The sequence below is a fragment of the Paraburkholderia sp. 22098 genome (genome assembly GCF_052045935.1).
GTDB classification, from domain to species: domain Bacteria; phylum Pseudomonadota; class Gammaproteobacteria; order Burkholderiales; family Burkholderiaceae; genus Paraburkholderia; species Paraburkholderia caledonica.
In genome coordinates this window covers 120,747-146,952 of record NZ_JBQEPV010000009.1, presented here as the reverse complement: position 1 = coordinate 146,952, position 26,206 = coordinate 120,747, and the positions used below count along the sequence as shown (strand labels likewise).

The 26,206-nt window shown below is 64.3% G+C and carries 20 protein-coding genes; 6 read left to right on the top strand and 14 right to left on the bottom strand.

The genetic code is table 11. The annotated features are described in order from the left end of the window. Positions 1-65 precede the first annotated feature (65 nt). The gene (locus ACTJLB_RS20230; protein ID WP_408413181.1) at positions 66-2,945 is read right to left on the bottom strand and encodes a valine--tRNA ligase; all 2,880 of its coding nucleotides are present in this window, start codon (positions 2,943-2,945) and stop codon (positions 66-68) included. 187 nt (positions 2,946-3,132) lie between these two features. Between ACTJLB_RS20230 and ACTJLB_RS20225 the strand changes: the two genes are divergently transcribed. Together ACTJLB_RS20225 and ACTJLB_RS20220 are read left to right on the top strand one after the other, a co-directional pair. Beyond that, positions 3,133-5,496 carry a UvrD-helicase domain-containing protein gene (locus ACTJLB_RS20225; RefSeq protein WP_440784282.1) on the top strand — a complete coding sequence of 788 codons (2,364 nt, stop codon included), beginning with the start codon at positions 3,133-3,135 and terminating at the stop codon, positions 5,494-5,496. Beyond that, entirely contained in the window at positions 5,493-6,302 is an 810-nt protein-coding gene (locus ACTJLB_RS20220) for a 5'-methylthioadenosine/adenosylhomocysteine nucleosidase (protein WP_440784281.1), read from the top strand. The genes ACTJLB_RS20225 and ACTJLB_RS20220 overlap by 4 nt, the downstream gene beginning before the upstream one ends. A gap of 29 nt (positions 6,303-6,331) precedes the next feature. On the opposite strand, the gene ACTJLB_RS20215 is transcribed toward ACTJLB_RS20220, so the two are convergent. Both ACTJLB_RS20215 and ACTJLB_RS20210 read right to left on the bottom strand, forming a co-directional pair. Beyond that, positions 6,332-8,239 (bottom strand): propionate--CoA ligase, encoded by a 1,908-nt coding sequence (locus ACTJLB_RS20215; RefSeq protein WP_310068356.1) that lies wholly within the window; start codon positions 8,237-8,239, stop codon positions 6,332-6,334. Between the two features lie 201 nt (positions 8,240-8,440). Next, positions 8,441-9,718 carry an MFS transporter gene (locus ACTJLB_RS20210; protein WP_310352222.1) on the bottom strand — a complete coding sequence of 426 codons (1,278 nt, stop codon included), beginning with the start codon at positions 9,716-9,718 and terminating at the stop codon, positions 8,441-8,443. 499 nt (positions 9,719-10,217) lie between these two features. On the opposite strand from ACTJLB_RS20210, the gene ACTJLB_RS20205 reads away from it, so the two are divergent. Continuing rightward, entirely contained in the window at positions 10,218-11,900 is a 1,683-nt protein-coding gene (locus ACTJLB_RS20205) for a methyl-accepting chemotaxis protein (protein WP_310352221.1), read from the top strand. Between the two features lie 67 nt (positions 11,901-11,967). On the opposite strand, the gene ACTJLB_RS20200 is transcribed toward ACTJLB_RS20205, so the two are convergent. Genes ACTJLB_RS20200 through ACTJLB_RS20185 form a run of 4 tightly spaced genes read right to left on the bottom strand, consistent with a single transcriptional unit; the run spans position 11,968 to position 16,918 of the window. Then, positions 11,968-12,828, bottom strand: a complete 861-nt coding sequence (locus tag ACTJLB_RS20200) for an efflux RND transporter periplasmic adaptor subunit (RefSeq protein ID WP_131319332.1) — start codon at positions 12,826-12,828, stop codon at positions 11,968-11,970. 13 nt (positions 12,829-12,841) lie between these two features. Further along, entirely contained in the window at positions 12,842-13,042 is a 201-nt protein-coding gene (locus ACTJLB_RS20195) for a DUF1656 domain-containing protein (RefSeq protein WP_020069500.1), read from the bottom strand. Next, positions 13,032-15,242, bottom strand: a complete 2,211-nt coding sequence (locus ACTJLB_RS20190) for an FUSC family protein (protein WP_440784280.1) — start codon at positions 15,240-15,242, stop codon at positions 13,032-13,034. The genes ACTJLB_RS20195 and ACTJLB_RS20190 overlap by 11 nt, the downstream gene beginning before the upstream one ends. 11 nt (positions 15,243-15,253) lie before the next feature. Continuing rightward, the gene (locus ACTJLB_RS20185; protein ID WP_440784279.1) at positions 15,254-16,918 is read right to left on the bottom strand and encodes an efflux transporter outer membrane subunit; all 1,665 of its coding nucleotides are present in this window, start codon (positions 16,916-16,918) and stop codon (positions 15,254-15,256) included. Between the two features lie 155 nt (positions 16,919-17,073). Between ACTJLB_RS20185 and ACTJLB_RS20180 the strand changes: the two genes are divergently transcribed. Together ACTJLB_RS20180 and ACTJLB_RS20175 are read left to right on the top strand one after the other, a co-directional pair. Next, entirely contained in the window at positions 17,074-18,012 is a 939-nt protein-coding gene (locus ACTJLB_RS20180) for a LysR family transcriptional regulator (protein WP_131319328.1), read from the top strand. A gap of 224 nt (positions 18,013-18,236) precedes the next feature. Next, on the top strand, positions 18,237-18,395 hold the full coding sequence (locus tag ACTJLB_RS20175; RefSeq protein ID WP_165572665.1) for a hypothetical protein: 159 nt from the start codon (positions 18,237-18,239) through the stop codon (positions 18,393-18,395). A gap of 68 nt (positions 18,396-18,463) precedes the next feature. Here ACTJLB_RS20175 and ACTJLB_RS20170 read toward each other — a convergent pair whose 3' ends face one another. The 4 genes from ACTJLB_RS20170 to wrbA all read right to left on the bottom strand — a co-directional run bounded on the left by ACTJLB_RS20170 (position 18,464) and on the right by wrbA (position 21,854). Continuing rightward, a complete protein-coding gene (locus tag ACTJLB_RS20170) occupies positions 18,464-19,282 on the bottom strand; it encodes a metallophosphoesterase (RefSeq protein ID WP_020069505.1) in 819 nt (272 codons plus the stop codon). Positions 19,283-19,349: 67 nt separating this feature from the next. Beyond that, on the bottom strand, positions 19,350-20,774 hold the full coding sequence (locus ACTJLB_RS20165) for an FAD-binding oxidoreductase (protein ID WP_440784278.1): 1,425 nt from the start codon (positions 20,772-20,774) through the stop codon (positions 19,350-19,352). Between the two features lie 73 nt (positions 20,775-20,847). Further along, complete coding sequence (locus ACTJLB_RS20160) at positions 20,848-21,255, bottom strand: DUF2069 domain-containing protein (RefSeq protein WP_088173555.1); 408 nt, start codon at positions 21,253-21,255, stop codon at positions 20,848-20,850. Beyond that, positions 21,252-21,854, bottom strand: coding sequence for an NAD(P)H:quinone oxidoreductase (gene wrbA, locus ACTJLB_RS20155; protein ID WP_440784277.1), 603 nt, complete (start codon positions 21,852-21,854; stop codon positions 21,252-21,254). The genes ACTJLB_RS20160 and wrbA overlap by 4 nt, the downstream gene beginning before the upstream one ends. Positions 21,855-22,018: 164 nt before the next feature. On the opposite strand from wrbA, the gene ACTJLB_RS20150 reads away from it, so the two are divergent. Continuing rightward, positions 22,019-23,332 carry a YihY family inner membrane protein gene (locus ACTJLB_RS20150; RefSeq protein WP_408174838.1) on the top strand — a complete coding sequence of 438 codons (1,314 nt, stop codon included), beginning with the start codon at positions 22,019-22,021 and terminating at the stop codon, positions 23,330-23,332. Between the two features lie 37 nt (positions 23,333-23,369). On the opposite strand, the gene ACTJLB_RS20145 is transcribed toward ACTJLB_RS20150, so the two are convergent. The 3 genes from ACTJLB_RS20145 to ACTJLB_RS20135 all read right to left on the bottom strand — a co-directional run bounded on the left by ACTJLB_RS20145 (position 23,370) and on the right by ACTJLB_RS20135 (position 26,139). Then, positions 23,370-23,690, bottom strand: a complete 321-nt coding sequence (locus ACTJLB_RS20145) for an Mpo1-like protein (RefSeq protein WP_027776586.1) — start codon at positions 23,688-23,690, stop codon at positions 23,370-23,372. A gap of 239 nt (positions 23,691-23,929) precedes the next feature. Further along, positions 23,930-24,763 carry an alpha/beta fold hydrolase gene (locus tag ACTJLB_RS20140; protein WP_410800309.1) on the bottom strand — a complete coding sequence of 278 codons (834 nt, stop codon included), beginning with the start codon at positions 24,761-24,763 and terminating at the stop codon, positions 23,930-23,932. Next, complete coding sequence (locus tag ACTJLB_RS20135; protein ID WP_440784276.1) at positions 24,760-26,139, bottom strand: O-acetylhomoserine aminocarboxypropyltransferase; 1,380 nt, start codon at positions 26,137-26,139, stop codon at positions 24,760-24,762. Before ACTJLB_RS20135 ends, ACTJLB_RS20140 begins: the two co-directional genes overlap by 4 nt. Positions 26,140-26,206 lie beyond the last annotated feature (67 nt).

Here is a 26,206-nt window from a genome sequence, read left to right as displayed (position 1 = left end):
TACCCTGAGTCCTCTGGTTTAGCTATCTGTCCGTGCCCGTCGCGCGGGCGGGCGTGGAGCGTCGATCAGGCCGGCAAGCGCGCGAGCTGCGCTTTCAGCTTGCCGACAGTCGCTTCGAATTCCGCCAGCCTTTTCTGCTCCTGCTCGACGACTGCGGGCGGCGCCTTGGCGACAAAACTTTCGTTCTGCAGTTTAGCGTTGCACTTGACGACTTCTGTGCTCAACCGCGCAATCTCCTTAGACAACCGCTCGCGCTCGACAGCGACGTCGATTTCCACCTTCAGCACGAGCTTGTCACTGCCTACGATAGCAATTGGCGCGCCATCCGCTTGCGCGTCGAGCGCGGCTTCGTCGGCAATGATCTGCACTTCCGACAAACGGGCCAATGCCTGGGCGTACGGAGCGAAGGTGCGCAGACGCTCCGCGTTGCCGGTAGCGAGCAACGGCACCTTGACCGCCGGCGACAGATTCATTTCGCCGCGCAGATTCCGGCACGCATCGATCACTGCTTTCAGGTCGGCCGCCCATTGCTCCGCGTCTTCGTCGAGCTTCGACATCTCGGCAACGGGGTACGGCTGCACCATGATGGACGCTTCGCCCTCGGCCTTGCCCGCGGGATAACGCCCGGCCAACGGCGCAACTTTTTGCCACAACGCCTCGGTGATGAACGGAATCACCGGGTGCGCGAGGCGCAACACCGTCTCGAGCACGCGCAGCAGGGTGCGCCGTGTGGCGCGCTGCTGGTTCGGCTGACCCGTCTGGATCTGAACCTTGGCGAGTTCGAGATACCAGTCACAGTATTCGTCCCAAACGAACTTGTATAGGGCGTTGGCCACATTGTCGAAGCGATAGTCGGCGAAACCCCTGGCGATCTCGGTTTCCACGCGCTGCAGGCGGGACACGATCCAGCGATCCGCCGACGAGAAGTTCAGGTGGCCGTCCGGTCCGCACTCGCCGCACTGTTCCGGCTTGCCGAAACCGCAATCGTGACCTTCGCAGTTCATCAGCACGAAGCGGGTGGCGTTCCACAGCTTGTTGCAGAAATTGCGGTAGCCCTCGCAGCGTGCGAGATCGAAGTTGACGTTGCGCCCGAGCGTGGCCATTGACGCCATCGTGAAGCGCAGCGCGTCGGTGCCGAATGCGGGAATGCCGTCGGGAAATTCCTTGCGGGTTTTCTTTTCGATCGACGCGGCCTGCTTCGGGTTCATGAGGCCGGTGGTCCGTTTGGCGACGAGGGCGTCAAGGCCGATGCCGTCGACGATATCGATCGGATCGAGCGTATTGCCCTTGCTCTTCGACATTTTCTGACCTTCGGCGTCGCGCACGAGACCGTGCACGTAGACCGTGTCGAACGGCACCTTGCCCGTGAAGTGCGTGGTCATCATGACCATGCGCGCGACCCAGAAGAAGATGATGTCGAAGCCCGTAACCAGCACCGACGACGGCAGGAAGTGCTTCAGTTCCTGCGTTTCGTTCGGCCAGCCGAGCGACGAGAACGGCACGAGCGCGGACGAAAACCACGTGTCGAGCACGTCTTCGTCGCGTTTGAGCGGGCCCGTGTAGCCGGCTTCTGCCGCTTTTGCATGCGCGCCTTCCTCGGTCTTCGCGACGAAAATCTCGCCATTTTCGCCGTACCACGCGGGAATCTGATGGCCCCACCAGAGCTGGCGCGAGATGCACCAGTCCTGAATGTTCTCGAGCCACTGGTAGTAGGTGGTGGTCCAGTTTTCCGGCACGAAGCGGATTTCGCCGTTGCGAACCACGTCGAGCGCGGTTTCGGCGATCGATTTGCCCGGATTGAACGTGCCTTCAGGCGCCGGTTTGCTCATCGCGACGAACCACTGGTCGGTCAGCATCGGCTCGATCACGACGCCGGTGCGGTCGCCGCGCGGCACCATCAGCTTGTGCGGCTTGACCGATTCGAGCGCGCCGAGCGCTTCGAGGTCGGCGACGACCTGCTTGCGGGCTTCGAACCGGTCGAGGCCACGGTATTTTTCCGGCGCGTTGTCGTTGATCTTCGCGTCGAGCGTGAGAATCTCGATTTGCGGCAGCTTGTGGCGCAGGCCGACCTGATAGTCGTTGAAGTCGTGCGCGGGCGTGACCTTGACGACGCCCGTGCCGAACTCGCGGTCGACGTAGTCGTCGGCGATGATCGGCACTTCGCGGCCCGACAGCGGCAGCGTGACGGTCTTGCCGATCAGATGCGCGTAGCGCTCGTCTTCCGGATGGACCATCACGGCGGTGTCGCCGAGCATGGTTTCGGGCCGCGTGGTCGCGACCGTCAGATGGCCGGAGCCGTCGGTGAGCGGATACTGAATGTGCCACAGGTGGCCGGTTTCTTCTTCGCTGACTACTTCGAGATCGGAAACGGCGGTAAGCAGCACCGGGTCCCAGTTGACGAGGCGTTTGCCGCGATAGATCAGGCCCTGTTCATAAAGGCGCACGAACACGTCGCGCACGGCGGCCGACATTTTGTCGTCCATCGTGAAGTATTCGCGCGACCAGTCGATCGACGCGCCGAGGCGGCGCACCTGGTTCGTGATGGTCGAGCCGGATTCCTGCTTCCATTCCCAGACCCGTTCGACGAATTTCTCGCGGCCGAGGTCGTGGCGCGACACGCCTTGCGCGTCCAGTTGCCGTTCGACGACGATCTGCGTGGCGATACCCGCGTGGTCGGTGCCCGGCACCCACAGCGTGTTGTCGCCGAGCATGCGGTGATAGCGGGCGAGACCGTCCATGATGGTCTGGTTGAACGCGTGGCCCATGTGAAGGGTGCCCGTGACGTTCGGCGGCGGCAACTGGATCGAGAAGTCTTTCCTGTTCCCGTCGAAAGAGGGCGCCGCGTAGGCGCGCTTTTCCCATTCGGGGCCCCAGTGGGCTTCGATGGTGTGCGGCTCGAAGCTTTTGGCAAGGGTAGAGGAGGTGTCGCTCGGGGTGTCGCTCATGGGTCGATCGGCTGGTAAATGCGGAGAATGTTCGATTATAAAGGGCGCCGGGGCGCGGCTCTGGTTTTGAGGTTTTTGCTTGTCGGGATTCGAACCCGCCAGAACGGAACGCCGGGCTCGCCGGGCAAAAAAAGCAAGCGGGCGCCGGGGCATATAATGACGAACACCCCGCCGTCCCTCCGAAAAAATGCCCGATCTGCTAGCCAATCTCAACCCCGAACAACACGCCGCCGTCACACTCCCCAACGAGCCCGCGCTCATTCTCGCCGGCGCGGGCAGCGGCAAGACCCGCGTGCTCATCACGCGCATTGCGTGGCTCATCCAGCACGGGCTTGCGTCGCCCGCCACGATTCTGGCCGTGACCTTCACCAACAAGGCCGCGCGCGAAATGATGTCGCGCCTGTCGGCGCTTTTGCCCATCGACACGCGCGGCATGTGGATCGGCACCTTTCACGGCCTGTGCAACCGCATGCTGCGCGCGCATCATCGCGATGCCGGCTTGCCCGCCACCTTCCAGATTCTCGACACCGCCGACCAGCTGTCCGCGATCAAGCGTCTGATGAAGGGCCTGAACATCGACGACGAAAAATATCCGGCCAAGAACCTCCAGTACTTCATCAACAACGCGAAGGAACAAGGACTGCGCCCGAAAGACGTCGACGCCACCGACAATTTCAACCGCAAATTCGTCGAACTGTACGAAGCGTATGACCAGCAGTGTCAGCGTGAAGGCGTCGTCGACTTCCCGGAACTGCTGCTCCGCTGCTATGAACTGCTCGCGCACAATCCGCCGCTGCGCGCGCATTATCAGGCGCGCTTCAAGCACATTCTCGTCGACGAGTTTCAGGACACGAACAAGCTGCAATACGCGTGGCTGAAGCTGCTCGCGGGTCAGACCAATTCGATCTTCGCGGTCGGCGACGACGACCAGTCGATCTACGCGTTCCGCGGCGCCAACGTCGGCAACATGCGCGACTTCGAGCACGAGTTCAACGTGCGGCATCTGATCAAGCTCGAACAGAACTACCGCTCGCACGGCCATATTCTCGACGCGGCCAATCAGTTGATCGCGAACAATTCGCGGCGTCTCGGCAAGAATCTGCGCACCGACGCCGGTCACGGTGAACCGGTCCGTGTTTATGAATCCGCGACGGATTCGCAGGAAGCCGGCTGGATCGTCGAGGAAATCAAGGCGCTGATCAGCACCGGCACGTCGCGCAGCGAAATCGCGATTCTCTACCGCAGCAATGCGCAGTCGCGCACGATCGAGCACACGCTCGTCAATGCGGGCATCGCGTATCGCGTGTATGGCGGCTTGCGCTTTTTCGAGCGCCAGGAAGTCAAGCACGCGCTCGCGTATCTGCGTCTGATCGACAATCCGAACGACGACACAGCGTTCGCGCGCGTGGTCAATTTCCCCACGCGCGGCATCGGCGCGCGCTCGATCGAACAGCTCGCGGACGCGGCGCGACTGTATAACTGCTCGATGGCCGCGGCGATCCCATATGTCGCCGGCAAGGCGGGCTCCAGTCTTGCGAGCTTCGCGAACCTGATCGGCAAGATGCGCGCGGAAACGCAGCAGATGAGCTTGCCGGAAACCGTCGAGTACGTTGTCCGTGCAAGCGGTCTCGCGGACTTCTATCAGAACGAGCGCGAAGGTCAGGACCGGCTCGAGAACTTGCAGGAACTCGTCAACGCGGCCGCCGCGTTCGTCAGCGAAGAGGGCTACGGCATGGACACGCCCGCGCGCTCCATTCCGCTGCGTCCGGGCGCCACCGCGGCGCCCGAACTGGCAGTCGCGACCGACGACCCGAACACCGTAGTGCTCGACGCGCCCGGCATCGCCGACCCCGCGCAAAACCCGGACACCATGACGCCGCTCGCCGGCTTCCTGTCGCACGCGTCGCTCGAAGCGGGCGACAACCAGGCGCAAGCCGGCCAGGAAGCCGTGCAACTCATGACGGTGCACGCGGCCAAGGGCCTCGAATTCACGGCCGTGTTCATTACGGGTCTCGAAGAGGGGCTGTTTCCGCACGAGAACAGCGCAATGGAGTCGGACGGACTGGAAGAAGAGCGCCGTCTGATGTATGTCGCCATCACGCGCGCGAAGGAGCGCCTGTACTTGTCTTTCGCGCAAAGCCGGATGCTGCACGGCCAGACCCGCTACAACATTCGCTCGCGTTTCTTCGACGAATTGCCGCAGGAAACGCTCAAGTGGCTCACGCCGAAAGTCGAGGCGGGCGCGCGCTGGGGCGGCCGCTCGGACAATGCCGGTTATGGACGAGACTGGTTCGCCCGGCCCGACCGCCAGCAGGGGTACGGCGGCGGGGCGTCCACGGCAGCCGCGCCGTTGCCGGCCTTCGCTAACGAGCAACGTGCGGCGGAGGCGGGCTTCCGCGTCGGCCAGCAGGTGTTTCACACCAAGTTCGGCGAAGGCACGATCACCGCGCTGGAAGGCGGCGGGGCCGACGGGAAGGCGCAAGTCAAGTTCAAGCGCCACGGCGAGAAGTGGCTCGCGCTCGCGGTCGCCAAACTGCAGGCGGTCGAATGAGCGCCGCAAGTCAGGGCCATGACGCAGCGCTGGCCGCGTCGTCGTCGAAGAGACCGCTCGGCATACTCGCGGCCTTGCCGCAAGAACTCGGCGACCTGATCGAGGCGATGCGCGCGGAATCCGGCGTGCGCACGGTCACGCACGGCCGGCGCGACTATCACGTCGGCACCGTCCATGGCGCGCCGTGCGTCGTAACGCTCGCGCGCGTCGGCAAGGTCGCGGCGGCGGCAACGGTCAGCGCATTGATCCATGCATTCGACGTCAAGGCTGTTGTGTTCACCGGCGTCGCCGGCGGAGTGGGCGCGGAGGTGCGCGTTGGCGACATCGTCGTTGCCAATGCGTTGTTGCAGCACGATCTGGACGCGTCGCCGCTCTTTCCGCGTTTCGAAGTGCCGTTGCTCGGCATGTCGCGCTTTACCGCCGACGCCACGTTGGCCGCGCAGCTCGCCGCCGCGTGTGAGCGTTTTGTCGCGGAGGAAGGCGCTGCGTCGGCGGCGCGTTTCGGCACGATGCGGCCGCGCGTGCATCGCGGGCTGATTATCAGCGGCGATCAGTTCGTGGCGAGCGCGGCGGGCGTCAAGGCTTTGCGCGAGGCCTTGCCGGACGCGCTTGCCGTCGAGATGGAAGGCGCCGCGATCGCGCAGGTCTGTCACGAATACGGCGTGCCGTGCGCAGTTGTGCGCACTATCTCCGATACCGCCGACGATCACGCGCCGGCGTCGTTCGTCTCTTTTCTCACCGAGATCGCGGGCGCTTATTCAAACGCGATCCTCACGCGCTTTCTGGTCGCGCGCAGCGCGGGTTGAGTCGAAGCGGGCCGACAGAAACCCCGGCCTTACTCGTTGCGCGCTGACTCGCTCAGCCCCTCGCGCACCTGCTGCAACGCGGCCGGGTCTTCGATAGTCGGCAGTTCGCCCGGCTCGCGCCCTTCTGCCAGTGCGGCGATAGCCCGGCGCAACAACTTGCCTGAGCGCGTCTTCGGCAGCATCGAAACGATCACCACGCGCGACGGCCGCGCAATCGCGCCGAGTTGCCGGTCGACCGTCGCCGTGAGTTCCGCCTCCAGCTTCGTGCGTGCGTTGGCATCCGCGTAAGCCTGCGCGTCGCGCAGCACGACGAAAGCCATCGCTGCCTGACCCTTCAACGGGTCGGCGACGCCGACCACCGCGACTTCCGCAACGGCCGCGTGACTCGACAACGCTTCCTCGATCTCGCGGGTACCGAGCCGGTGCCCCGCGACGTTGATCACGTCGTCGGTGCGGCCGAGGATAGTCACGTAACCGTCTTCGTCCTGAATGCCCCAGTCGAAGGTCGAATACACCTGCTGGTCCGGAAAGCTCGACCAGTACGTACTGACGAAGCGCTTGTCGTCCCCCCAGACCGTCGACATGCAGCCCGGCGGCAACGGGTAATTCAGCGTCAGCACGCCTTTTTCGCCGGGCGGGCATGGCTCGCCCGTCAGCTCATTGCGCAGGGTCAAATTGAATCCGGCCGACGGTACACCCGGCGAGCCGAGCTTCGTCGGCAGCGCTTCGACGCCGCGCGGAATCGCGAGCATCGGCCAGCCGGTTTCCGTTTGCCAGTAGTTGTCGATCACCGGCTTGCCGAGCGCGCCGGTAATCCATGAGGCGGTCGGTTCGTCGAGCGGCTCGCCGGCAAGGAACAGCGTGCGCAGGCTCGACAGGTCGGCGCTTTCAAGCAGCGCCGGGTCCTGTTTCTTCAGCACGCGCAGCGCGGTCGGCGCGGTGAACATCAGATTGATCTTGTGCTGTTCGACGAGGCGCCACCAGATGCCGCCGTCGGGGCGGATCGGCGTGCCTTCGTACATCACCGTGGTCAGCCCCGCGATCAGCGGCGCGTAGACGATATAGCTATGGCCGACCACCCAGCCGACATCCGACGCGGTGAACATCGTGTCGCCTGCCTTTCCTTCGAAGATGTATTCCATCGACGCCGCCAGCGCCACCGCGTAGCCGCCCACATCGCGTTGCACGCCTTTGGGCTTGCCGGTCGTACCCGACGTGTACAGCACGTACGAAGGCTCGCTCGACTCGAGCCATTCGCAGGACACGTGCGCGTCGAAGAACTGTTCGCGCAGCGGTTCGTAATCGACCAGGTAAGTTGCGTTGAGCCGTTCCGGCGCGAGCTGGCGGTCGATCAGCAGCACGCGCGCCGTCTTGTGCGTTGCGCGCGCGATTGCTTCGTCCACGAGCGGCGTGTAGTCGATCACCTTGCCGCCGCGCGCGCCGGCGTCGGCGGTTACGATCAGCACCGGCTTGGCGTCGTCGATGCGCGCGGCCAGGTTCGGCGCCGCGAACCCGCCGAATACGACCGAGTGGATCGCGCCGAGCCGCGCGCAGGCGAGCATGGCGAAGAGCGCTTCGGGGATCATCGGCAGATAGAGCAGCACGACGTCGCCGCGCTTCACGCCAAGCGAGCGCATCACTGCGGCCATCCGGTTGATTTCGGCATATAGCTCGGCGTACGTGTAGCGCCGCTCGATGCCGGTTTCCGTCGACACATATACCAGTGCATTTTGCTGCGCGCGGTCGACAAGGTGCCGGTCTACCGCGTTATGACAGAGGTTCGTGCGCCCGCCGACGAACCACCGCGCGAACGGCGGATTCGAGCGGTCGAGCACGGTGTCGAACGGCGTTTCCCAATGAATGCGCCGCGCCTCGTCGCGCCAGAATGCCTCGGGGTTCTCGATCGAACGGCGGTGGAAGTCGCGGTAGCGGGTCATCTGCGGCGATCCTTCGGATGCTGGGTGACGAACAGGTGGAAAGGCCGTGCGCTGCGGCCATGTTGGGCGGCGCCGGAGCGAGGCGTGTGGCACAAGCATAGAGTACGCGCGGCTCGCCGGACAACGGGGGTTCACCATGAGCGGCGCGCGCAAAAGAAAAAGGCGCCGCAGCGCCTTTTTTTATCCGTCGACAGCAGGCTTTTACGCCTTCGCGCGCTTGCCTTCCACGTCCGGCAGAAACACCGTCAGCACGCCGATCAACGGCAGGAACGAGCAGACTTTGTATACGTACCCAATGCTGGTGGCATCGGCCAGTTCACCCAGCACCGCCGCGCCGATACCGCCCATGCCGAACGCGAAGCCGAAGAAGAGCCCGGCGACCATGCCGACCTTGCCGGGTATGAGCTCCTGCGCGTACACGAGAATCGCGGAGAACGCCGACGCCAGCACGACGCCGATGATCACCGTCAGCACGCCGGTCCAGAAAAGATTCGCGTAGGGCAGCAGCAGCGTGAAAGGCGCGACGCCGAGAATCGACACCCAGATCACGTATTTGCGGCCGATCCGGTCGCCGATCGGACCGCCGATCACCGTGCCCGCGGCGACCGCGGCGAGGAACACGAACAGATGAATCTGCGCGGCCTGCACCGGCAAATGGAAGCGGTCGATCAGATAGAACGTGAAATAGCTGTTGATGCTCGCGAGGTAGAAGTACTTCGAGAACACCAGCAGGATCAGCACGCCCATCGCGAACATGACCTGGTTGCGCGACAGCGTCGCATGACCGGTCTGGCTGCGCGCCTTCTTGACCGACGGATGCTGCTTGTACCAGCGTCCGATCTGCGTCAGCACGACGATCGCGACGAGCGCCGCCACCGAAAACCACGCGATGCTGCGCTGGCCGTGCGGAATCACGATCAGCGCGGCAAGCAGCGGTCCGAGCGACGAACCCGCATTGCCGCCCACCTGGAAGAGCGATTGCGCAAGTCCGTGACGGCCGCCCGACGCCATGCGCGCGACCCGCGACGACTCGGGATGAAACACCGACGAGCCGCAGCCGACGAGCGCCGCCGCCACCAGCAATACGCCGAAATTGGGCGCCATCGACATGAGCAGCAGGCCGGCCAGCGTGAAGCCCATGCCGACGGGCAGCGAGTACGGCTTCGGATGCTTGTCGGTATAGATGCCGACGAGCGGCTGCAGCAGCGACGCGGTGATCTGATAGGTCAGCGTGATCAGACCGATCTGGCCGAACGACAGCGAGAAGTTGTCCTTCAGCATCGGGTAGATGGCGAGAATCAACGACTGGATCATGTCGTTGAGCAGATGCGAAAAACTGATTGCGCCGAGCACCGAATAAACCGTGCGCTGCACGGTCGCGGCCGGCTGCGCGGACGAGCCCGTCGAGTTGGGAGTGGCGGTGGTGCCGGTTACGGCTGACGCGCCGGCAAGTGCGCGTTTATCGAGGCTGGTTTCCATACGCTTGGACAAAGGAAGAGAAAGGGGCAATTCCCGGCTGGCAATAGATCGCGATCGGCGTACTCCGTCGCGCTTTGTCGTTTCGGCATTTCGACGGGGCGTCGCGGGGCGGCCAGCTATTTGTCGCAGTTTAATGTGGCTCGACGGAACTGTAAGGACAAGTTTTGTCGCGAATGAGACATCAGGCTGCGCGGTCCATGCCCTCCGGCGCGCTGCGATGGAGCGTTTCGCGCACCGTCGCAGTGCCCGGTCGCGAGCGGCCGGCACGCCAGTAAGCGTCTGGCAAGCCTGCCGATAAAAGCGCTATGGGGATTTTTGGCCATGTATAAACGGGCGCGGACGCGCGCTCACAAAGCTGCGCGTCGAGGACCGGGCGATCACGATCGGCTTTTTACGAACCGCACTAAAGATCGCGGACGTCGATGCCGTAGACCCGGAGAGATAAGAAGCAATGCCGGAACAGACCTTTGCGGCAGTTCTAAACGTGGGGACGGGGAATATGAAAGCAGTTTCGTTGGGCAGCCGGACAGGCGCGGGCTTTGTTCCGGATGGAAAAGCGGCGGCGTCGCCGTCGCGCGGAAAGGGTGGAAACGGCGGCCGCTCGCGGGCGGTGAGCTTGAAGGGGCTGTCGGTCAAGACGATGTTGCGTCTGGCGTTCGCCGTGCTGCTGATCGGCACGCTGGCGATCGGCGTATTTTCCCTTACCCAGATCAGCCGCCTGAATGCGTCGGCCCAATCCATCTACGATCAAGGCCACGTTGCGAGCCGCGCTGCGGAAGAAGCACGCGGTCACATGTTGCGCGCGAGCCGCGCGCAAAAAATGCTGTTGACGGCAACGACTGCTAAAGAACGCGACGAACTGGGCACCGACATCGACAAGGGCTTGAACGGCCTTTCCACCGAACTGGGCACGCTGCAACAGTACGTCGACAAATCCGACGCGAAGGCCGTCGAGCATCAGAAGAAGTTTTCCGCCGCTGTGACGGTGTGGAGCGCGCATCTGCGCGACTTCGTGACGCTCGTGAAGGCGCAGCCGCTCGACCTGTCGCAGATGAACTGGCAGGTCGGCACGCAAGACGTGTCGCTGCTGGTCGAAACCGGCAAGCTCGAAAAACTCGTCGACGAAATGGTCACGGAGCGCGGCACGGCCGCGAAGGCGACGATCGACGCCTCGCGTTTCATTTACCAGTCGTCGTTCGTCATGCTCGCCGTCATGACGATTGGGCTGATCGTGCTGGCCGCCGGCATCAGCGAATGGGTCGTGCGGCGTCTCGCGCGCCAGCTCGGCGGCGAGCCGGCATACGCGAAGGAGATCGCGAGCCGGATCGCGGCGGGCGATCTGTCGAACCACATCACGCTGGGACGCAAGGACAAGTCGAGCGTGCTGTACGCGCTCTCCGACATGCAAAGCGGTCTTGCGACGACTGTGTCCGACATTGCATCGAGCGCGGACGCGATTGCGACCGCTTCGGGCGAAATTTCGATGGGCAACCTCGACTTGTCGCAGCGCACCGAGCAGCAGGCGATGGCGCTGGAGCGCACCGCGACCAGCATGGAGCAGCTGACGTCGACGGTCCGGCAAAACGCCGACAACGCGAAGCAGGCGAGCACGCTCGCGAATAACGCGTCGGAGATCGCGGAGAAGGGTGGCGAAGTGGTGAGCCGCGTCGTCGCGACGATGAACGAGATCAACGACAGCGCGCGCAGCATCGGCGACATCATCGGCGTGATCGAGGGGATCGCGTTTCAGACGAATATTCTGGCGCTGAATGCGGCAGTCGAGGCAGCGCGCGCCGGCGAGGAAGGCCGCGGGTTTTCAGTAGTCGCAGCCGAAGTGCGCAACCTCGCGCAGAGGAGCGCCGCTGCGGCGAAGGAGATCAAAGGGCTGATCAGCACGTCCGTCGAGCGCGTGAGCAACGGTTCGACGCTCGCTCAGGACGCGGGGCAAACCATGGACGAAGTCGTTAAGGCGGTGAAGCGCGTGACGGACATCATGGGCGAGATTTCGGCGGCTTCTTCCGAGCAGAGCGCAGGTATCGAGGAGATCAATCTTGCCGTCGCGCAGATGGATTCGGGCACGCAGCAAAACGCGGCGCTCGTCGAACAGGCGACTGCCGCAGCACGATCTCTCGACGATCAGGCTCACGGCCTGAAGCAGATGGTGGGCAAGTTCAGGTTGTGAGGCTTAGGACGGGTTAGGCGTATTGATGTGGCGGCGTGCCCGGCACCAACCGGGCGCACTGCGCCGCTCAGCTTTGCTTCACCACCACCGTGCAGGTAATGCCCGCCGCGAGCACCACACCGTCAGGCACCGAATCGATCCTCACGCGCACCGGCACGCGCTGCGCGAGCCTGACCCAGTTGAATGTCGGGTTCACATCGGCGAGCAATTCGCGGCTTTGCGGATTGTCTCGATCGTAGATGCCGCGCGAGATGCTCTCCACATGGCCTTCGAGCGTGCCGCCGCTCATCAGCCGGACTTCGGCCTTGTCGCCGATATGCACGTGCGGCAGCTTGGTTTCCTCGAAGTAGCCATAGACCCAGAACGAGTGACTGTCGACAATGGCGAGCTTCGCCGCGCCGGCTGTCGCATAGTCGCCGCGAAACACATTCAGATTCGTCACGTAGCCGTCGACCGGCGACACAACCCGCGTGCGCGCCAGATTGAGCTTCGCGGCATCTAGCGCGGCGAGCGCCTGCTGATAGGCAGCCTCGGCGGCCGACGCCGTATGCGTCGCGTTTTCCTGGTTTTCTTTCGACACCACGAGCGAATCCATATCCGCGCGGCGCTTTGCGTCGTCGCGCCTCATCTGCAATTCGGCCTTGCGCGCGGCCACGGCGGCCTGTGCCTGTTCGACGGCGATCTCGTAGTGCGACGGATCGATCTGCATGAGCAGATCGCCCTTTCTCACCATTTGATTGTCCTTCACCGGCAGATCGACGACCGCGCCTGAAACGTCCGGCGCGACGTTGACGATCTCGGCGCGCACGCGTCCGTCGCGCGTCCACGGTTCGTCCATGTAGTGAACCCACAGCACGCGTCCGAGCAGGATCGCGACGATAAAAATTATGGCTGTCGCGACGAAGCCAACAAGATTTCGAATGGTCATGTTTCGACTCTGATCAACGGTAAACGGCGAGGCCCAGCACGCCGCAAACACACACGAGCAGGCTGGCCCGGAATAGGGACGGGTGCCACACGACGCGATACACGCCCGTGTAGGCGATGACGCGATCCAGCACCCAGGTGAGCACGGCGCCCGCAATGAACAGCAGAACGATCGTCGGCACGTAGGCGTCGAAAACGGCAATGTCACGCGGCATGCGGAACTCCTTCTGACACGTCGGCTCGTGCGCTCATCAACGGTTCGAGCGGCGATTGCTGATCGAGCAACGCGGTACGAATGAAATGCAACTGACTCAGAATGCGCTGCAACTGATGACGCTCTTCGCGCGGCGGCGTGAACTCGGCGAGCAGCAACTGGACGGCGCCGATCGAGTTTGCGGTGGCGGCGAGTGCGCGCTCGAAACGCTCCGTACGCGGCCGCTCGAACAGAACGCTCAGCGCATCGCACACTGCGTGCAGCGAGACCCGCCACGGCATCGTCTTCGCATAGCGCGGGTCGGCGGGCAGCATCGCCACTTCGCGTCGCAGATCGATGACCGCGTTGCCCACTTCGAGCACCGAGAAGAGCCAGCGTAACGTGTCGCGCTTCGCCGACGCGTCGTCCTGTGCGAGCGCGTTGATCTGGAACATCAGATCGCGCGCGCCGCTCTCGAAGCGCGAGCGCACGCGACCGAGGCGTGCACGGCTCGCCACCGCGACCTGGCGCCGCAGATCCACGAGCAGCCGGTTGCGCAGCCACGGCGTGGACGGCGGCAGCAGCACGGCGAACGCGACCGACGACACCAGCATCGACAGCACGAGCGCGATCGCATCGTTGATAAAGGCGCTCGGGTCGTAGTGCATCACGTTGTCCGGACCGGCAAGAAAGCAGAAGAAGATGCAGTAGCCGACGCCGTAGCCGGCTAGCGCGGGCCGCGTGGTCATGAAAACGCCGAACAGCAGGAACGGCGCGAGCGCCGCGCACAGCAGCGGAAATCCGTCGATGCGCGGAAACACGCCGTACACCGCAAGCATGCCCATCACCGAGGCGACGAGCGTGCCCCCTGCCATCTGGAACACGGTGCGTTTCGGATTCGGGGACGACGACGCCAGCGCGCAAACGGTCGCTGCATTCAGCGTCAACGTCAAGCCGCTCGGCCACGCGGTGGCGATCCAGAACGCGCCGAGCACTATCATCACGAGAGCCGCGCGCAGGCCCGCGACGCCCGCGGCGATCGCGTTCGTCTTGGGCTGGTAACGCTCGACCCAGCGCTCGCGCTCGTGCGTGTCCACGGCAAGCGACGCGTAAGTGGCGGCATATGCATGCAGATCGTCGATAAAGCGGTACAGCAGTTCCGCGCCCGTGTCGAAGTCGAGCAGCGGCGCATTGGGATGCGCTTCGAGCGCGGCGCGCGTCGCGCGCACGCGGCGCGGCAACTCGGCCTTGTACGCGTCGAGTTGCGCGGCGGCGTGGGCGGCGTCGGCCGCGCTCAACACGGGTTCGCCGGACTTCGCGAGCAACGGTGCGATTTCCTTGAAATACGGCTCGAGCGCGTCGATGGCGATGGCCGCGCCGTGCGTGCCGGCGTCGCGCAGTCGGTTCATCAACTGATGCAGCGCGTGAAAGCGCGTCGATGCGGTCATGAACTCGCTGTTCAGCCGCGCGAGACGGCCGCCGCGCATCCGCGAATCCGGTCCTTCGAACACGGCGACACTGCGCGCCGCCTCGAACCCGACGATGTCCGCGACGAAGCGCGCATTGGTCGCTTCGATCTGCGCGCGGTCATTGCGGCCGGCGAGCGACGTCGACACGTATTCGACGAACGCGGAGAACCGCGCTCGCACCGTGCCGCGCATCTGCAAGCCGGTGAACTGCGGGAAAACGAGGCCGCTTACGGCGCCCGCGCAGACGATGCCCAATACGACTTCGGCGACGCGCGTGAGCGCGCTCAGAAATGCGCCGTCGGGATGTTGCGAAGCGGGGATGCCGATCAGCGCGGCCGTGTATCCGGCAAGCACAAATCCGTAGGACCTGAAGTTGCGGTTACGCGCGGCGCCCGCTGTGCAGATGCCGACCCAGATCGCCGTCGCGACGATGAACATCTCTGGCTGTTGCGCAAACAGTCCGAGCAACGCAAGCGTCACGACGAGGCCAACGAGCGTGCCGCAAATCCGGTAGAAGCTTTTCGCGAACACCATGCCGCTTTGAGGCTGCATCACGATGAAGACGGTCGTCATCGCGGTGCGCGGTTGGGGCAGGTCGAGCTTCATTGCGATACCGAGCGCGAGGAAGCACGCGGCGAGCGCCTTGAACAGATAGATCCACGTGAGGCCGTCGGTGCGCGCCCATTCGGCGGCGGCCGAGTACCACACGGCGAACGACGAAGCGCGCGGAGCACATGAAGAGGAGGCTGACATGGCGGGCTTCCTTATTCGGCAGCCGGCGCGGCGTTGCCGGTGTCCGCATGGCTGGCCGCCGCCGCGCGCTTCGGCGTCATGTTCGCCGCAGGGTCTGCGTTGCGCTCGCCTGCCGTGCCTATCGCGGCCGGTGCAACCGCTGCTTTCGCGGCAGTCGCGTTCGACGGTTGTACGGCAGCTTTGCCCTTGCCCTTACCGTGCTCCGGCAGAGTCTGGTCCGCTTGCGGACCGTTGGCCGGATCGTCGAGCCCGCCGCCCAGAGCCGTGACCAGCGACGCATGCACGCCGAGCCGCTCGGCCTGAATCCTGGCCACGCCTTCCTGAGCCCGAAGCAACTGATTCTGCGCGATCAGCACGTTGAGATAGTCGGTCAAACCGCGTCGATAACCCTCGCGCGAGAGGTCGTAGTTTTTGCGCGCGGCGGCGACCGAACGGTCGGCGTCTTGCGCCTGGGTCGCGAGCGAACGCATGCGGATGACCTGATCCGAGATGTCCTTCAGCGCGCCGACGATCGACTGGTTGTAGCGTTCCACCGCCTCGTCGTAACCGGCCGACGCTGCGCCAAGCTGCGAGCGCAGCCGGCCGCCGTCGAAAATCGGCAGCGACAGCGCCGGCCCGGCGCTCCAGCTATGCGAAGGATTTTTCAGGAACTGGAACAACGGCCCCATTGCCGCATAACCGCCGATCGACGCGAGCAGGTCGATATCCGGATAGAACTCGGCTTTCGCAACATCGATGCCGCGCGCCTGTGCCGCGACTGTCCAGCGCGCGGCAACCACGTCCGGCCGATGCCCGATCAATTCCGCGGGCAGGGCGCTCGGCAAGCCGGCAGGCGCGCTGAGCGACAGCACCGGCCGCTGGATCGAGTCGCCCGCGCCGGGACCCTTGCCGGCCAGCGCGGCGAGTTGATTGCGGCTCAACGCGATGTTTTCTTCGATCGAGTCGATCTGGCGTTCGTATTCCGGCAGCGGCGTTTCGGCCTGGCTTACTTCGAGCTGCGTGCCGATGCCGCCTTTCATGCGCCGGCGGGCCAGGTCGGCGATTTGCTGCTGTTGTTGCAAGGTGGCGCGAGCGATGTCGAGGAGCGCGTAATTCAGCGACATCTCGATGTAAGTGCGCACCACGTTGGCCTGGAGTTCGAGTTGGGCGGCGCGGGCATCGGCGGCGCTGGCATGCGCGGCGTCGAGAGCGCGCTCGGCGGCGTTCTTGTCCTTGCCCCACAGATCGAGGTGATAGGACAGCGCGAGCGTGCCGGTGTTGTTCCACGACTGCTCGCCCGCGAGCGGCCCGGGACCGTAGTAGAGGTTGTCGGCCCACTTCTGACGCTGGATCGACAGATGGCCGTTCACTTGCGGCGACAGTGCCGAGCGCGCGACGCCCGCCATCGACATGGCCTGGCGCACGCGCGCCTGAGCGGCGGCGAGGCTCGGGTTGTTCTCCTGTGCGGCCTCGATCCATGCGTCGAGTTGGGGGTCGTTGTACGCGCGCCACCAGTCGGCGGCAGGCCATTGCGCGTCGGCGTTCGCCGCGCGAATGGCGTTGCCGGCGTCGAGCGACGCCGCGTCTGTAGCGCTCGCCTGGGGGGCGATGCCTCCGGTATTTGCGCAGCCGGCGATTGTTAATAGGATCGTAAGAACCGCGGCTGCGGTGATCCTTGTTGGTACCGGAGACTGCACGATTTCCTCCAAAAGTCGCTATAGAAGCAAGTTGCCAATTATATTTTTGGATCGATTGCGGAAAAACCGGTAAAAATGCAAGGCATTCTTACGGACGTTGAGATAATCGCTCTTGCAAACCGTGTAACAATCGCTGCGGATTCTCAAGGAAAGGTATGGATACGCTTCAAAACATGCGCGTATTTGTCCGCGTCGTCGAAGCGGGCAGCTTCACGGGTGCCGCGCAGCACCTGAATACGACGACTGCATATGCGTCGCGCGCGGTGTCCGATCTGGAAGCGCATCTGCGCACGCGCCTGTTGAACCGCACCACGCGCCGCATTGCGCTGACCGAGGCCGGCGAGCGTTATCTGCAGCGCTGCGAGCAGATTCTTGCGTATGTCGATCAGGCTGAAGCCGAGGCGAGCGACGCGCACGCGCGTCCGTCCGGCAAGCTGAAAGTCCACGCAATGACGAGCTTCGGCCAGCACTACGTCGTGCCGGCCGTGGGCCGCTATCAGGAGCGGTATCCGGAAGTGAATATCGAGCTGACGCTCGCGCAGCGCATGCCGGATCTGCTCGACGAAGGCTTCGACGTGTCGCTGACGCTCGCCACCGGCTTGCCTGATTCGGGACTGGTGTCTCAGCGGCTCGGCAGCGCGTTCAGCATTGCTTGTGCGTCGCCGGCTTATCTGGAGAAGCACGGGGTGCCGCAAACTCCCGGCGACCTGGCGCGCCACACGTGCCTGCAGATGGTCACGCCGGTGTTTCCGCCCGACAAGTGGGCCTTCGACGGCCCGAACGGCGAAGAAACCGTTACGCTCGGCCCGGCCACGTTCCAGGTGAACGTGGCGGAGGCAATGGCCGTCGCCGTGGCGAGCGGCATGGGCGTTGGGCTGATTCCCATCTACTCCGCAATCAGCGGTTTGCGGAACGGCTCGCTGGTGTGGCTGCTGCCGGAGTACACATCGCAGGAAATGAATCTCTATGCGCTGTATCCGTCGCGCCAATATCTGGACGCCAAAATCCGAACATGGATCGAGCATCTGCGTGAGGAGCTTCCGGCGACGCTTGCGGCCGATCAGGAGGAGTTGCGGCAGTTTGCGCGGACGTGACGTCGGCGCCGGCAGCGCGCTTTAACCGCGTTTCACGACAGCGGCGCTCGCTGCGCCCGCGGCACTCGGATAACGCCCTGTTACATGAGCGCCGCGTCGCAACATTTCCTTACTTCTGGGCGGAAATCGATTTGATACCGTGTCGATGACGCTGCTGCTCGAGCCGGCACGTTCATTTCGCCACCACGATTCGGCAATCGCAATCACTGAAGGACGAGGGTTTCATGGATACGCACCTGATGATCGGCGTGGCCGTCATGTTTGGACTAATCGGCATTGCCGCATCTCGCGACCTGCTGCGCCGCCTGCGCGAACAGCAGCCGCAACTTGTACCCATCAAGGTCGAGCGTCCGGAGACGGGCAAGCAGCGAGGCGGGCGGTAATCGTTTCAGCGTGCGTTCGGGCATGCGGCCATGGCCGCGCGAGGTGAACCGCTGGCTCTGCCGCCGGGCTATATCTCGACGACCTTGTCCCACGCAAATTGCGGATTTTCCCACTGCCCGCTGCGCCGGTCGAAATAGCCCCGCGGATTGCACACCACGCGTGTGCCGTTGACCGTGTAGTCGAACGGCGTGTGCGTGTGCCCGTGAATCCATAGTGCGACCGGCGTGCGGACGAGTTCCGGCAAGTGGTTGACGAATCCGGCGGACACGCGGTCTTGCGCGTAGCGCTCGGCAAGACTCAACCGATGCGGCGCATGATGCGTGACCACGATCGTCTGGCCGGCAAATGGTTTTGCGAGTTCGTGTTCGAGCCATGCACGCGCATGGCGGTGCAGCGCGAGCGAGTCGCCGGGCGTGAAATCGCGCGATGAGTCCTCGGCATATTTCTGCGAATCTTGCGGCCAGTTCATCTGGATCAGTCCGCGGAAGTCGAGCATGGCGCGCCGCGACGCCTCTATCGATTCTTCAAGCGCTGCGCTGTCAGCGCCGAACAGCGCGAAATCTGTCCACAACGTCGTGCCCAGCACGCGCCAGCGGCCCTGCGGATCGACGAGCGCGGCATTGTTCAGCACGTGCACGTTGTCAACCTGCGCGGCGGCATCGTGAAGTGCGCTTTCCAACGCTCCGAACTCGCCGTCGTAGTACTCGTGATTGCCGGGCACGTAGACCACGGGCACCGCGCCGTCGAAAGCCTGTGCGGCCCAGCGCGGCCCAGCCGCATGATTGTGGATGTCTCCGGCCAGCACGACGAGATCCGCCTGCGCGTGCGGAATCAGTTCAGGCTCGTCGTTCTCCAGATGCAGGTCGGACAGCACGCGAATTTTCACGGATAGGGCTCCTGCGAGTGACCCGCGTCGACATGCGCGGGCCAGGCTTCGGCGTGAAGTTTCAGCTTTAGTTCGAGCGTAGCACCTTGCCCGGGTTCATCAGGTTCAGCGGATCGAGCGCGCGTTTGACAGCTTGCATCAATTGGACCTCGACGTCCGGCTTGTAGTGCATCGCCTCGTCGATCTTCAGCTGACCGAGCCCGTGTTCCGCGCTGATGCTGCCGCGATGCCGATGCACGCTGTCATACACCACGCGATTGATCGGGCTCTGGTACTGCTCGAGGAACGCCTTCGCGTCGACACCCTCCGGCGCCTGCACGTTGTAGTGCAGGTTGCCGTCGCCGAGATGGCCGAATGTCACCATGCGCGCCCCCGGCGCTGCCTGCTCGATCGCCGCGTCGGTTTCTTCTATGAAGTGACCGATGCGCGAAATCGGCACGGCAATGTCGTGCTTGATGTTCAGACCTTCCTCGGCCTGCGCGAGCGGAATATGTTCGCGCAAATTCCAGAACGCGCGCGATTGCGCGAGACTCTCGGCGACCACCGCGTCTTGCACCATGCCGTCTTCGAGCGCCTGTTCCATCAGACGCTCGAACAGTGCGCGCGCGTGCTCCTCGCTTTCGCTGTCCGACAGTTCCAGCAGCACGATTTGCGCGTGCGGTTCCGCGAACGGATAGCGCATCTGCTCAAAGTGCCGGCCAACGAGCCGCAGGCAGAAATCCGACATGAGTTCGAAACCGGTCAGAAGCGGCCCGGCGACGCTTTGTGTGAGCGACAGAAAGTCGAGTGCGGCATGCGGCGACGCAAGCGCCGCGAGTGCCGTTACGCGCGCAGCCGGCTGTGGATGCAGCTTCAGCACGGCTGCGGTGATGATGCCGAGCGTGCCCTCCGCGCCGATGAACAGATCGCGCAAATCGTAGCCGGTATTGTCCTTGCGCAGTCCGCGCAGACCGTCCCACAACTCGCCTTGCGGTGTGACCACTTCGAGGCCGAGGCATAGCTCGCGCGTGTTGCCGTAGCGTAGAACGCCGGTGCCGCCCGCGTTGGTCGCAAGATTGCCGCCGATCGTGCAACTGCCCTCGGCGGCGAGGCTCAGCGGGAAGAGACGTCCGGCTTCTTCCGCGCGCTTTTGCACTTCCGCGAGGATCACGCCCGCTTCGACGGTAATCGTGTTGTTGTGCGGATCGATGTCGCGGACGCGATTCAGACGCCGCAAGCTGACGACCGCCTGCGCACCGCTCGAATCGGGCGTGGCGCCGCCGGCGAGACCCGTGTTGCCCCCTTGCGGCACTACTGCGATGCCGTGTTCCACGGCCAGCTTGACGAGCGCGGCGACTTCATCGGGTGTGGCCGGGCAGAGCACTGCGCAGGCCGCGCCGGTGTAGCGGCGGCGCCAGTCGGTGAGGTAGGGCGCCGTGTCGTGTGCGTCGGTCAACACATGGGCGGCGCCGATGGCGTCGCGGCAGGCAATGAGGAAGGCGGTTTGGGTCATGTCGGTCGATCAGCGGGGTTGGACTGCGTGATGTGGCGCGTGACGTTCATATGTCCGTAGAGGCGCGTGAAATTCATGTATCCGCGCTTGCAGGATGTTCGCGGCGCAGTTTCGCGGCGCGCTTTGCCGCCCGTTTGAATGGCGCAATATAGGCCAGCGTGCAGACAAAAAAGACCAGGGTTAGCACGGCTTCCAGCCAGCCGAGCCGCGCACTCAAGCCACGGTCGCTCCAGCCGCGCACGACGCCTTCGGCAAAGTACAGCAGGATCAACATCGACGCCCATTGCAGCGTGTAGAGCCGCTGGCGCCACACGCCAGGCAGCGCCAGCAACAGCGGCAACGCCTTGAGCACCAGCGCCGAGCCGCCCGGGCGCAGCGGCGCCAGCCACCATTCCCATGCGATCGACAACGCGATCAGTGCAATGAGGGCGGCGGTCGCGCCTGACGCGGCGCCGCGTCTTTGCGGCGTTGGATCGTTCACGGCCGTTCGCTCATGGATGCCGCCGTGCGCGCAACGCGTGCGCCGAGCGCAACGGCGAGAGTTTTCTCGTCCGCGGAAATGCCCTGTGCGGCACTGCCCGCGCGTGCGAAGTGCGATGCGCCGTATGGCGTGCCGCCGGTTTGCGTCGTGCTCAGTGCGCTCTCCGTGTACGGGATGCCGACGATCAGCATGCCGTGGTGGAGCAGCGGCAGCATCATGGATAACAGCGTGGACTCCTGGCCGCCGTGCAGACTGCCGGTTGACGTGAACACGCAGGCCGGCTTGCCGGAAAGTGCGCCGGAAAGCCACTGCGGCGTCGTGCCGTCGAGAAAGTACTTGAGCGAAGCGGCCATATTGCCGAAGCGTGTCGGCGAGCCGAGCGCGAGACCCGCACATTCCTCCAAATCGCGCAGTTCGACGTACGGTGGTCCTTCAGCGGGAATGTCGGGTTGGGTCGCTTCGCAGACGGTCGAAACTGCCGGCACCGTCCGAACGCGCGCCTGCATGCCGGGGACGCTGTCGACGCCGTACGCGATCGCCAGCGCGAGTTCGCGCGTGGCGCCGTGACGGCTGTAATAGAGCACGAGAATGTCTTTCATAGGCCTCATCGGTGAACGGGTATTATAGGGCTTGGGTCCGCTCTACAGGCCGTTCCCAGCGATTCACAGCCATTGGTGGCCATTCGGCCAGGCTCGCGCCAGGAACTCCGCACAGTTCTGTAATGCGGTCCTGAAACACGGTTCGACGAAGCAAGGAGGCAGGTTTGTTGTCCAGGGTGCGTTTCGATCTCGACACGCTCAAGCGGCTCGCGCAGTTCGCCGCGAAGCGCAGCAGCGAGGACCGTATTCCGCAGGTGGCCGGCAGTCTCACCTTCACGACCATGCTCGCGCTGGTGCCGCTCGCCACCGTCGCGTTTGCGCTCTTCACCGCGTTTCCGCTCTTCAGTTCGTTCCAGGAGTCGCTGCAGTTCTTCCTCGCGGATCACCTGATGCCCGCGCAGCTGAACAGCCAGATTTTCAGGTATCTGAACCAGTTCGCCGCGAAGGCGAAAGGCTTGACCACCATCGGCATGGTGCTGCTGTTTCTCACGGCCGTCATGACCATGATGACGATCGAATCCGCGTTCAATGTGATCTGGCGCGTGCGCAAGGCGCGGCCTATCGCGCAGCGCATCCTCGTGTACTGGGCGATCATCACGCTCGGTCCGATTCTGATTGGCGTGAGCCTCTCTATCTCGTCGTATCTGTTCACGCAGTCAATGACCTTCAGCGCCGCCCAGCGCATCACGCCGGTTATCGAGTGGGCGCTCACGGGTGCGGCATTGCCGTTGACGGCGCTCGCGTTCACGATTCTCTACGTGTATTTGCCGAATTGCCGCGTGGAATGGCGCGATGCGGTGATCGGCGGCGTGACCGCGGCAATCGCCTTCGAGCTCGCCAAGCGCGGCTTTGGCTATTACGTGCGCCGCATTCCCACTTACACCGCGGTCTACGGCGCGTTCGCGGCAGTGCCGCTTTTCCTGCTGTGGATGTACCTGTGCTGGTTCATCACGCTGGCGGGTGCAATGATCGCGTCGGCGTTGCCTGCAATCCGGATCGGCCAGTTTCATCGCCCGACTTTCGAGGGCAGCAATCTCTTTGATTCTCTCGAATTGCTTGCACGGCTTTGCGAAGCGCGCGACGCCGGCAAGCGCGGCTACACGGTGCCCGAGCTTTCACGAATGCTCCGCCGCGATATGGACACCACCATCAATCTGCTGCAACGGCTCGAACAGATCGGATGGATCGCGCAACTGGAGGAAGACGGCTCGCGCCCGCACTTCCTCTTGCTGGCGAATCCGGCGCAGATCACCGTTCAGCAGGTCTACGACCTCTTTGTGATCGATCGTGCAGAGCTGGAGTATCAGCTTCAGCTTGCTTCTACTCGCGTGGACGGCGCCACGCTGCTCGCCGCGCTCGACAACGACAAGCTCAAAGTGACGCTCGCGACGCTGCTCGCGGCGCGTGCCGCGGCACGCGAATCGGAAGCCGAAGAGAACGAGCGCGGCGCGTCCTCGATGCCGCATCAGGCGGCGTAGGCGTCGCGCGAGGCGGCGGAGCGATCTTGCGCCGGGTCTACAACGAGATCTTGCCTACGCAGATGTCCTTGAACATCACCCAGTCGCCCATCAGGCTATAAAGCGGATGACGGAAGGTTGCCGGCCGGTTCTTCTCGAAGAAAAAATGTCCGACCCAGGCAAAACCGTATCCGCAGATCACGGCGGCCGGCAGCCATAGCCAGTCGCCGGTGGCAAGCGCCATGGCGAGACAGCCGATGACCCCGAGCGATCCCACGAAATGCAGCCGCCGCGAGACCTGGTTGCGATGCTCGCTCAGATAGTACGGGTAGAACTCCGCGAAGTTCGCGAAGTGGTCGGTGTGCGCGGTATGAGCCATAACGCCTCCGGATTGCTACGCGCTGCGATTGCACGCCCGCCGCTGCGAACGCTCTTTTGCTGAGCGCGCCTGCATGCCCGCGGCGCCTTGACGAGGACACGCTCGAACCATTGTGCGGCTATCGTGCGACTCGCGCAACCTGGCCATTCGGACGATGGCGCCGGCGTCCCGCAGCCGCTATCTTGAGAACTCGTCACGGCTTGCAAAGCGGGAGCGACCGGCACGAAATTGCGCAGCGGCTAGCCCGCGTCGCGTGGCGGCGTACGAGCGAAGCTGAACAACGCGTCGAGCGTCGCGTCTGGCTGTTCGGTCATCAGTGCGTGACCGGCGTCGAGCGTCACCGTATCCACCGGTGCGCCTGCTTGCAGAAGCGCATCGGCCAATGCCTTGGCGGCTCGCGGCGGCGTCATCGCATCGCGCCGGCCAACGACGAGGCGTGTGGCGCAGCGAATCTGCGCGGCTCGCGCGAGGCCGTCGGCGTACGTATTGCACGCGGTGAAGTCGGTATGAAAGAGATTCGCTTCACCCTTTGCTGAAACGCGCTCCATCAACCGCTGGTTCATGCCGTGCAGCCAGAAGCCGGGTCCGGGGCACGAAGGCTTCGCGGCGAGCGTCGAGTGCGACCACTGGTTGACCATGTCGATCGCTTCGGGCTCGCGGTGCAGGGCGGCCTCCAGCAAGGTGTCGGATACCGCCATTGGCAAAGCGGTGGCGAGCAGAGCGAGGTGAGTGGTTCGTTCGGGGTAGCGGCCCGCGAAGTCGAGCGCGACGAGCGAGCCCATGCTGTGGCCGGCTACGAATGCGCGCTGCACGCTGGCGGCGTCCAGCAATGCAGCGAGCCAGTCAGCCATCGCGGTGACCGTGCGTAGCGCCGGGCCGGCGCTACGGCAGTGCCCAGGCAGATCCACGGCGAGCACGCCGAAGCCGTGATGCGCGAAGTAGCGCGTCTGCAGCGCCCATACGCTATGGTCGTGCTCCGCGCCGTGGATGAAGACGGCGGTCGGCAGACTGGCGTCGAACGGTTTGCCGCCCGTGTAGGCGTAAGCGGCTTTGCCTTGAACGTCGACGATCATGCGGACTCCTTGCCGGGACGTGTAGCCGCGGAACCCGAGCCACCGGGTTCGGTGGAACCAGATTGCCCGCTTCGCGGCGCCGCGGAGCCAGACGCTTTCTGCGCCGCTTTCAGGCCGCGTTTCAGATCGTCGATGAGGTCGTCGGGGTCTTCGAGGCCGATCGACAACCGGATCGTGCCTTCAGCGATGCCGGCTGCGGCCAGCGCGGCGGCGTCCATGCGAAAGTGAGTCGTGGACGCAGGATGGATCACCAGCGAGCGCGCGTCGCCCACGTTCGCGAGGTGCGAGAACAGCGAAAGTGCTTCGATAAAGCTGCGGCCTGCGGCGCGGTCGCCGCGCAGATTGAAGCTGAATACGGCGCCCGCGCCCCGCGGCAGCAGCCGCTTTGCGAGCGCGTGGTCGGGATGCGTCGGCAACTCCGGATACGCGACGGCTTCGACCGCCGCATGACCGGCCAGGAACTCGACCACGCGGCGTGTGTTGGCCACGTGCCGCTCCATCCGCAAGGGCAGCGTTTCGATGCCTTGCAGAAGCTGCCACGCGGCTTGCGGATGCAGGCACGCGCCGAAGTCGCGCAAGCCTTCGCGGCGAGCGCGCAGCAGGAAGGGAGCGGCGGTGCTTTCCTCGCTGAATATCATGCCGTGAAAACCTTCGTAAGGCTCGGTGAATTCCGGGAAGCGCCCGGAAGCGTCGAAGTCGAACGTGCCGCCGTCTACGAGCACGCCGCCGATGGTCGTGCCGTGCCCGCCCAGGAACTTGGTGGCCGAGTGATAGACGAAGTCGGCGCCGTGCTCGAAAGGCTTCAGCAGGTATGGCGTGGTGAACGTGGAGTCGACGAGAAGCGGCACGCGGTGCTCATGGGCGATCTGCGCGACGGTTGCGACGTCGAGCACGTCGAGGCCCGGATTGCCGAGCGTTTCGCCGAACAGCAGGCGCGTGTTGGGACGTAGAGCCGCGCGCCATGCGTCGATATCGCCGGGTTTGACGAAGGTGGTCTCGATGCCGAAGCGGCGCAACGTGTAATGCAGCAGATTATGCGAGCCGCCGTATAGCGCGCTCGAGGCCACGATGTGCGAGCTCGCGCCCATTAGCGTGACGATCGCGAGGTGCAAGGCGGCCTGGCCGCTTGCCGTGCCGATTGCGCCCGCGCCGTTTTCAAGCGCGGCAACGCGCTCTTCGAATACGGCCACGGTAGGATTCGAGATGCGCGAGTAGACGTGGCCCGCGCGCTCCATGTTGAAGAGCGCGGCTGCGTGGTCCGAGTCGCGAAACGAGAACGACGTGGTCTGATAGATAGGCGTGGCTCGCGCACCGGTGGCGGGGTCGGGAGCGGCGCCGGCGTGCAGCGCAAGCGTATCGAAACGGTTGGCGGACATGCTGGTCGGCGAGGCCACGGACAGCCTCGCGAAAGGTGAAAGTGGCGGCCATCGTATCACCGGCATG

Coding starts and splice junctions, on each gene's coding strand:
- ACTJLB_RS20230 (WP_408413181.1), bottom strand. CDS start 2,945: ATGAGCGACACCCCGAGCGACACCTCCTCTACCCTTGCCAAAAGCTTC.
- ACTJLB_RS20225 (WP_440784282.1), top strand. CDS start 3,133: ATGCCCGATCTGCTAGCCAATCTCAACCCCGAACAACACGCCGCCGTC.
- ACTJLB_RS20220 (WP_440784281.1), top strand. CDS start 5,493: ATGAGCGCCGCAAGTCAGGGCCATGACGCAGCGCTGGCCGCGTCGTCG.
- ACTJLB_RS20215 (WP_310068356.1), bottom strand. CDS start 8,239: ATGACCCGCTACCGCGACTTCCACCGCCGTTCGATCGAGAACCCCGAG.
- ACTJLB_RS20210 (WP_310352222.1), bottom strand. CDS start 9,718: ATGGAAACCAGCCTCGATAAACGCGCACTTGCCGGCGCGTCAGCCGTA.
- ACTJLB_RS20205 (WP_310352221.1), top strand. CDS start 10,218: ATGAAAGCAGTTTCGTTGGGCAGCCGGACAGGCGCGGGCTTTGTTCCG.
- ACTJLB_RS20200 (WP_131319332.1), bottom strand. CDS start 12,828: ATGACCATTCGAAATCTTGTTGGCTTCGTCGCGACAGCCATAATTTTT.
- ACTJLB_RS20195 (WP_020069500.1), bottom strand. CDS start 13,042: ATGCCGCGTGACATTGCCGTTTTCGACGCCTACGTGCCGACGATCGTT.
- ACTJLB_RS20190 (WP_440784280.1), bottom strand. CDS start 15,242: ATGTCAGCCTCCTCTTCATGTGCTCCGCGCGCTTCGTCGTTCGCCGTG.
- ACTJLB_RS20180 (WP_131319328.1), top strand. CDS start 17,074: ATGGATACGCTTCAAAACATGCGCGTATTTGTCCGCGTCGTCGAAGCG.
- ACTJLB_RS20175 (WP_165572665.1), top strand. CDS start 18,237: ATGGATACGCACCTGATGATCGGCGTGGCCGTCATGTTTGGACTAATC.
- ACTJLB_RS20165 (WP_440784278.1), bottom strand. CDS start 20,774: ATGACCCAAACCGCCTTCCTCATTGCCTGCCGCGACGCCATCGGCGCC.
- wrbA (WP_440784277.1), bottom strand. CDS start 21,854: ATGAAAGACATTCTCGTGCTCTATTACAGCCGTCACGGCGCCACGCGC.
- ACTJLB_RS20145 (WP_027776586.1), bottom strand. CDS start 23,690: ATGGCTCATACCGCGCACACCGACCACTTCGCGAACTTCGCGGAGTTC.
- ACTJLB_RS20140 (WP_410800309.1), bottom strand. CDS start 24,763: ATGATCGTCGACGTTCAAGGCAAAGCCGCTTACGCCTACACGGGCGGC.
- ACTJLB_RS20135 (WP_440784276.1), bottom strand. CDS start 26,139: ATGTCCGCCAACCGTTTCGATACGCTTGCGCTGCACGCCGGCGCCGCT.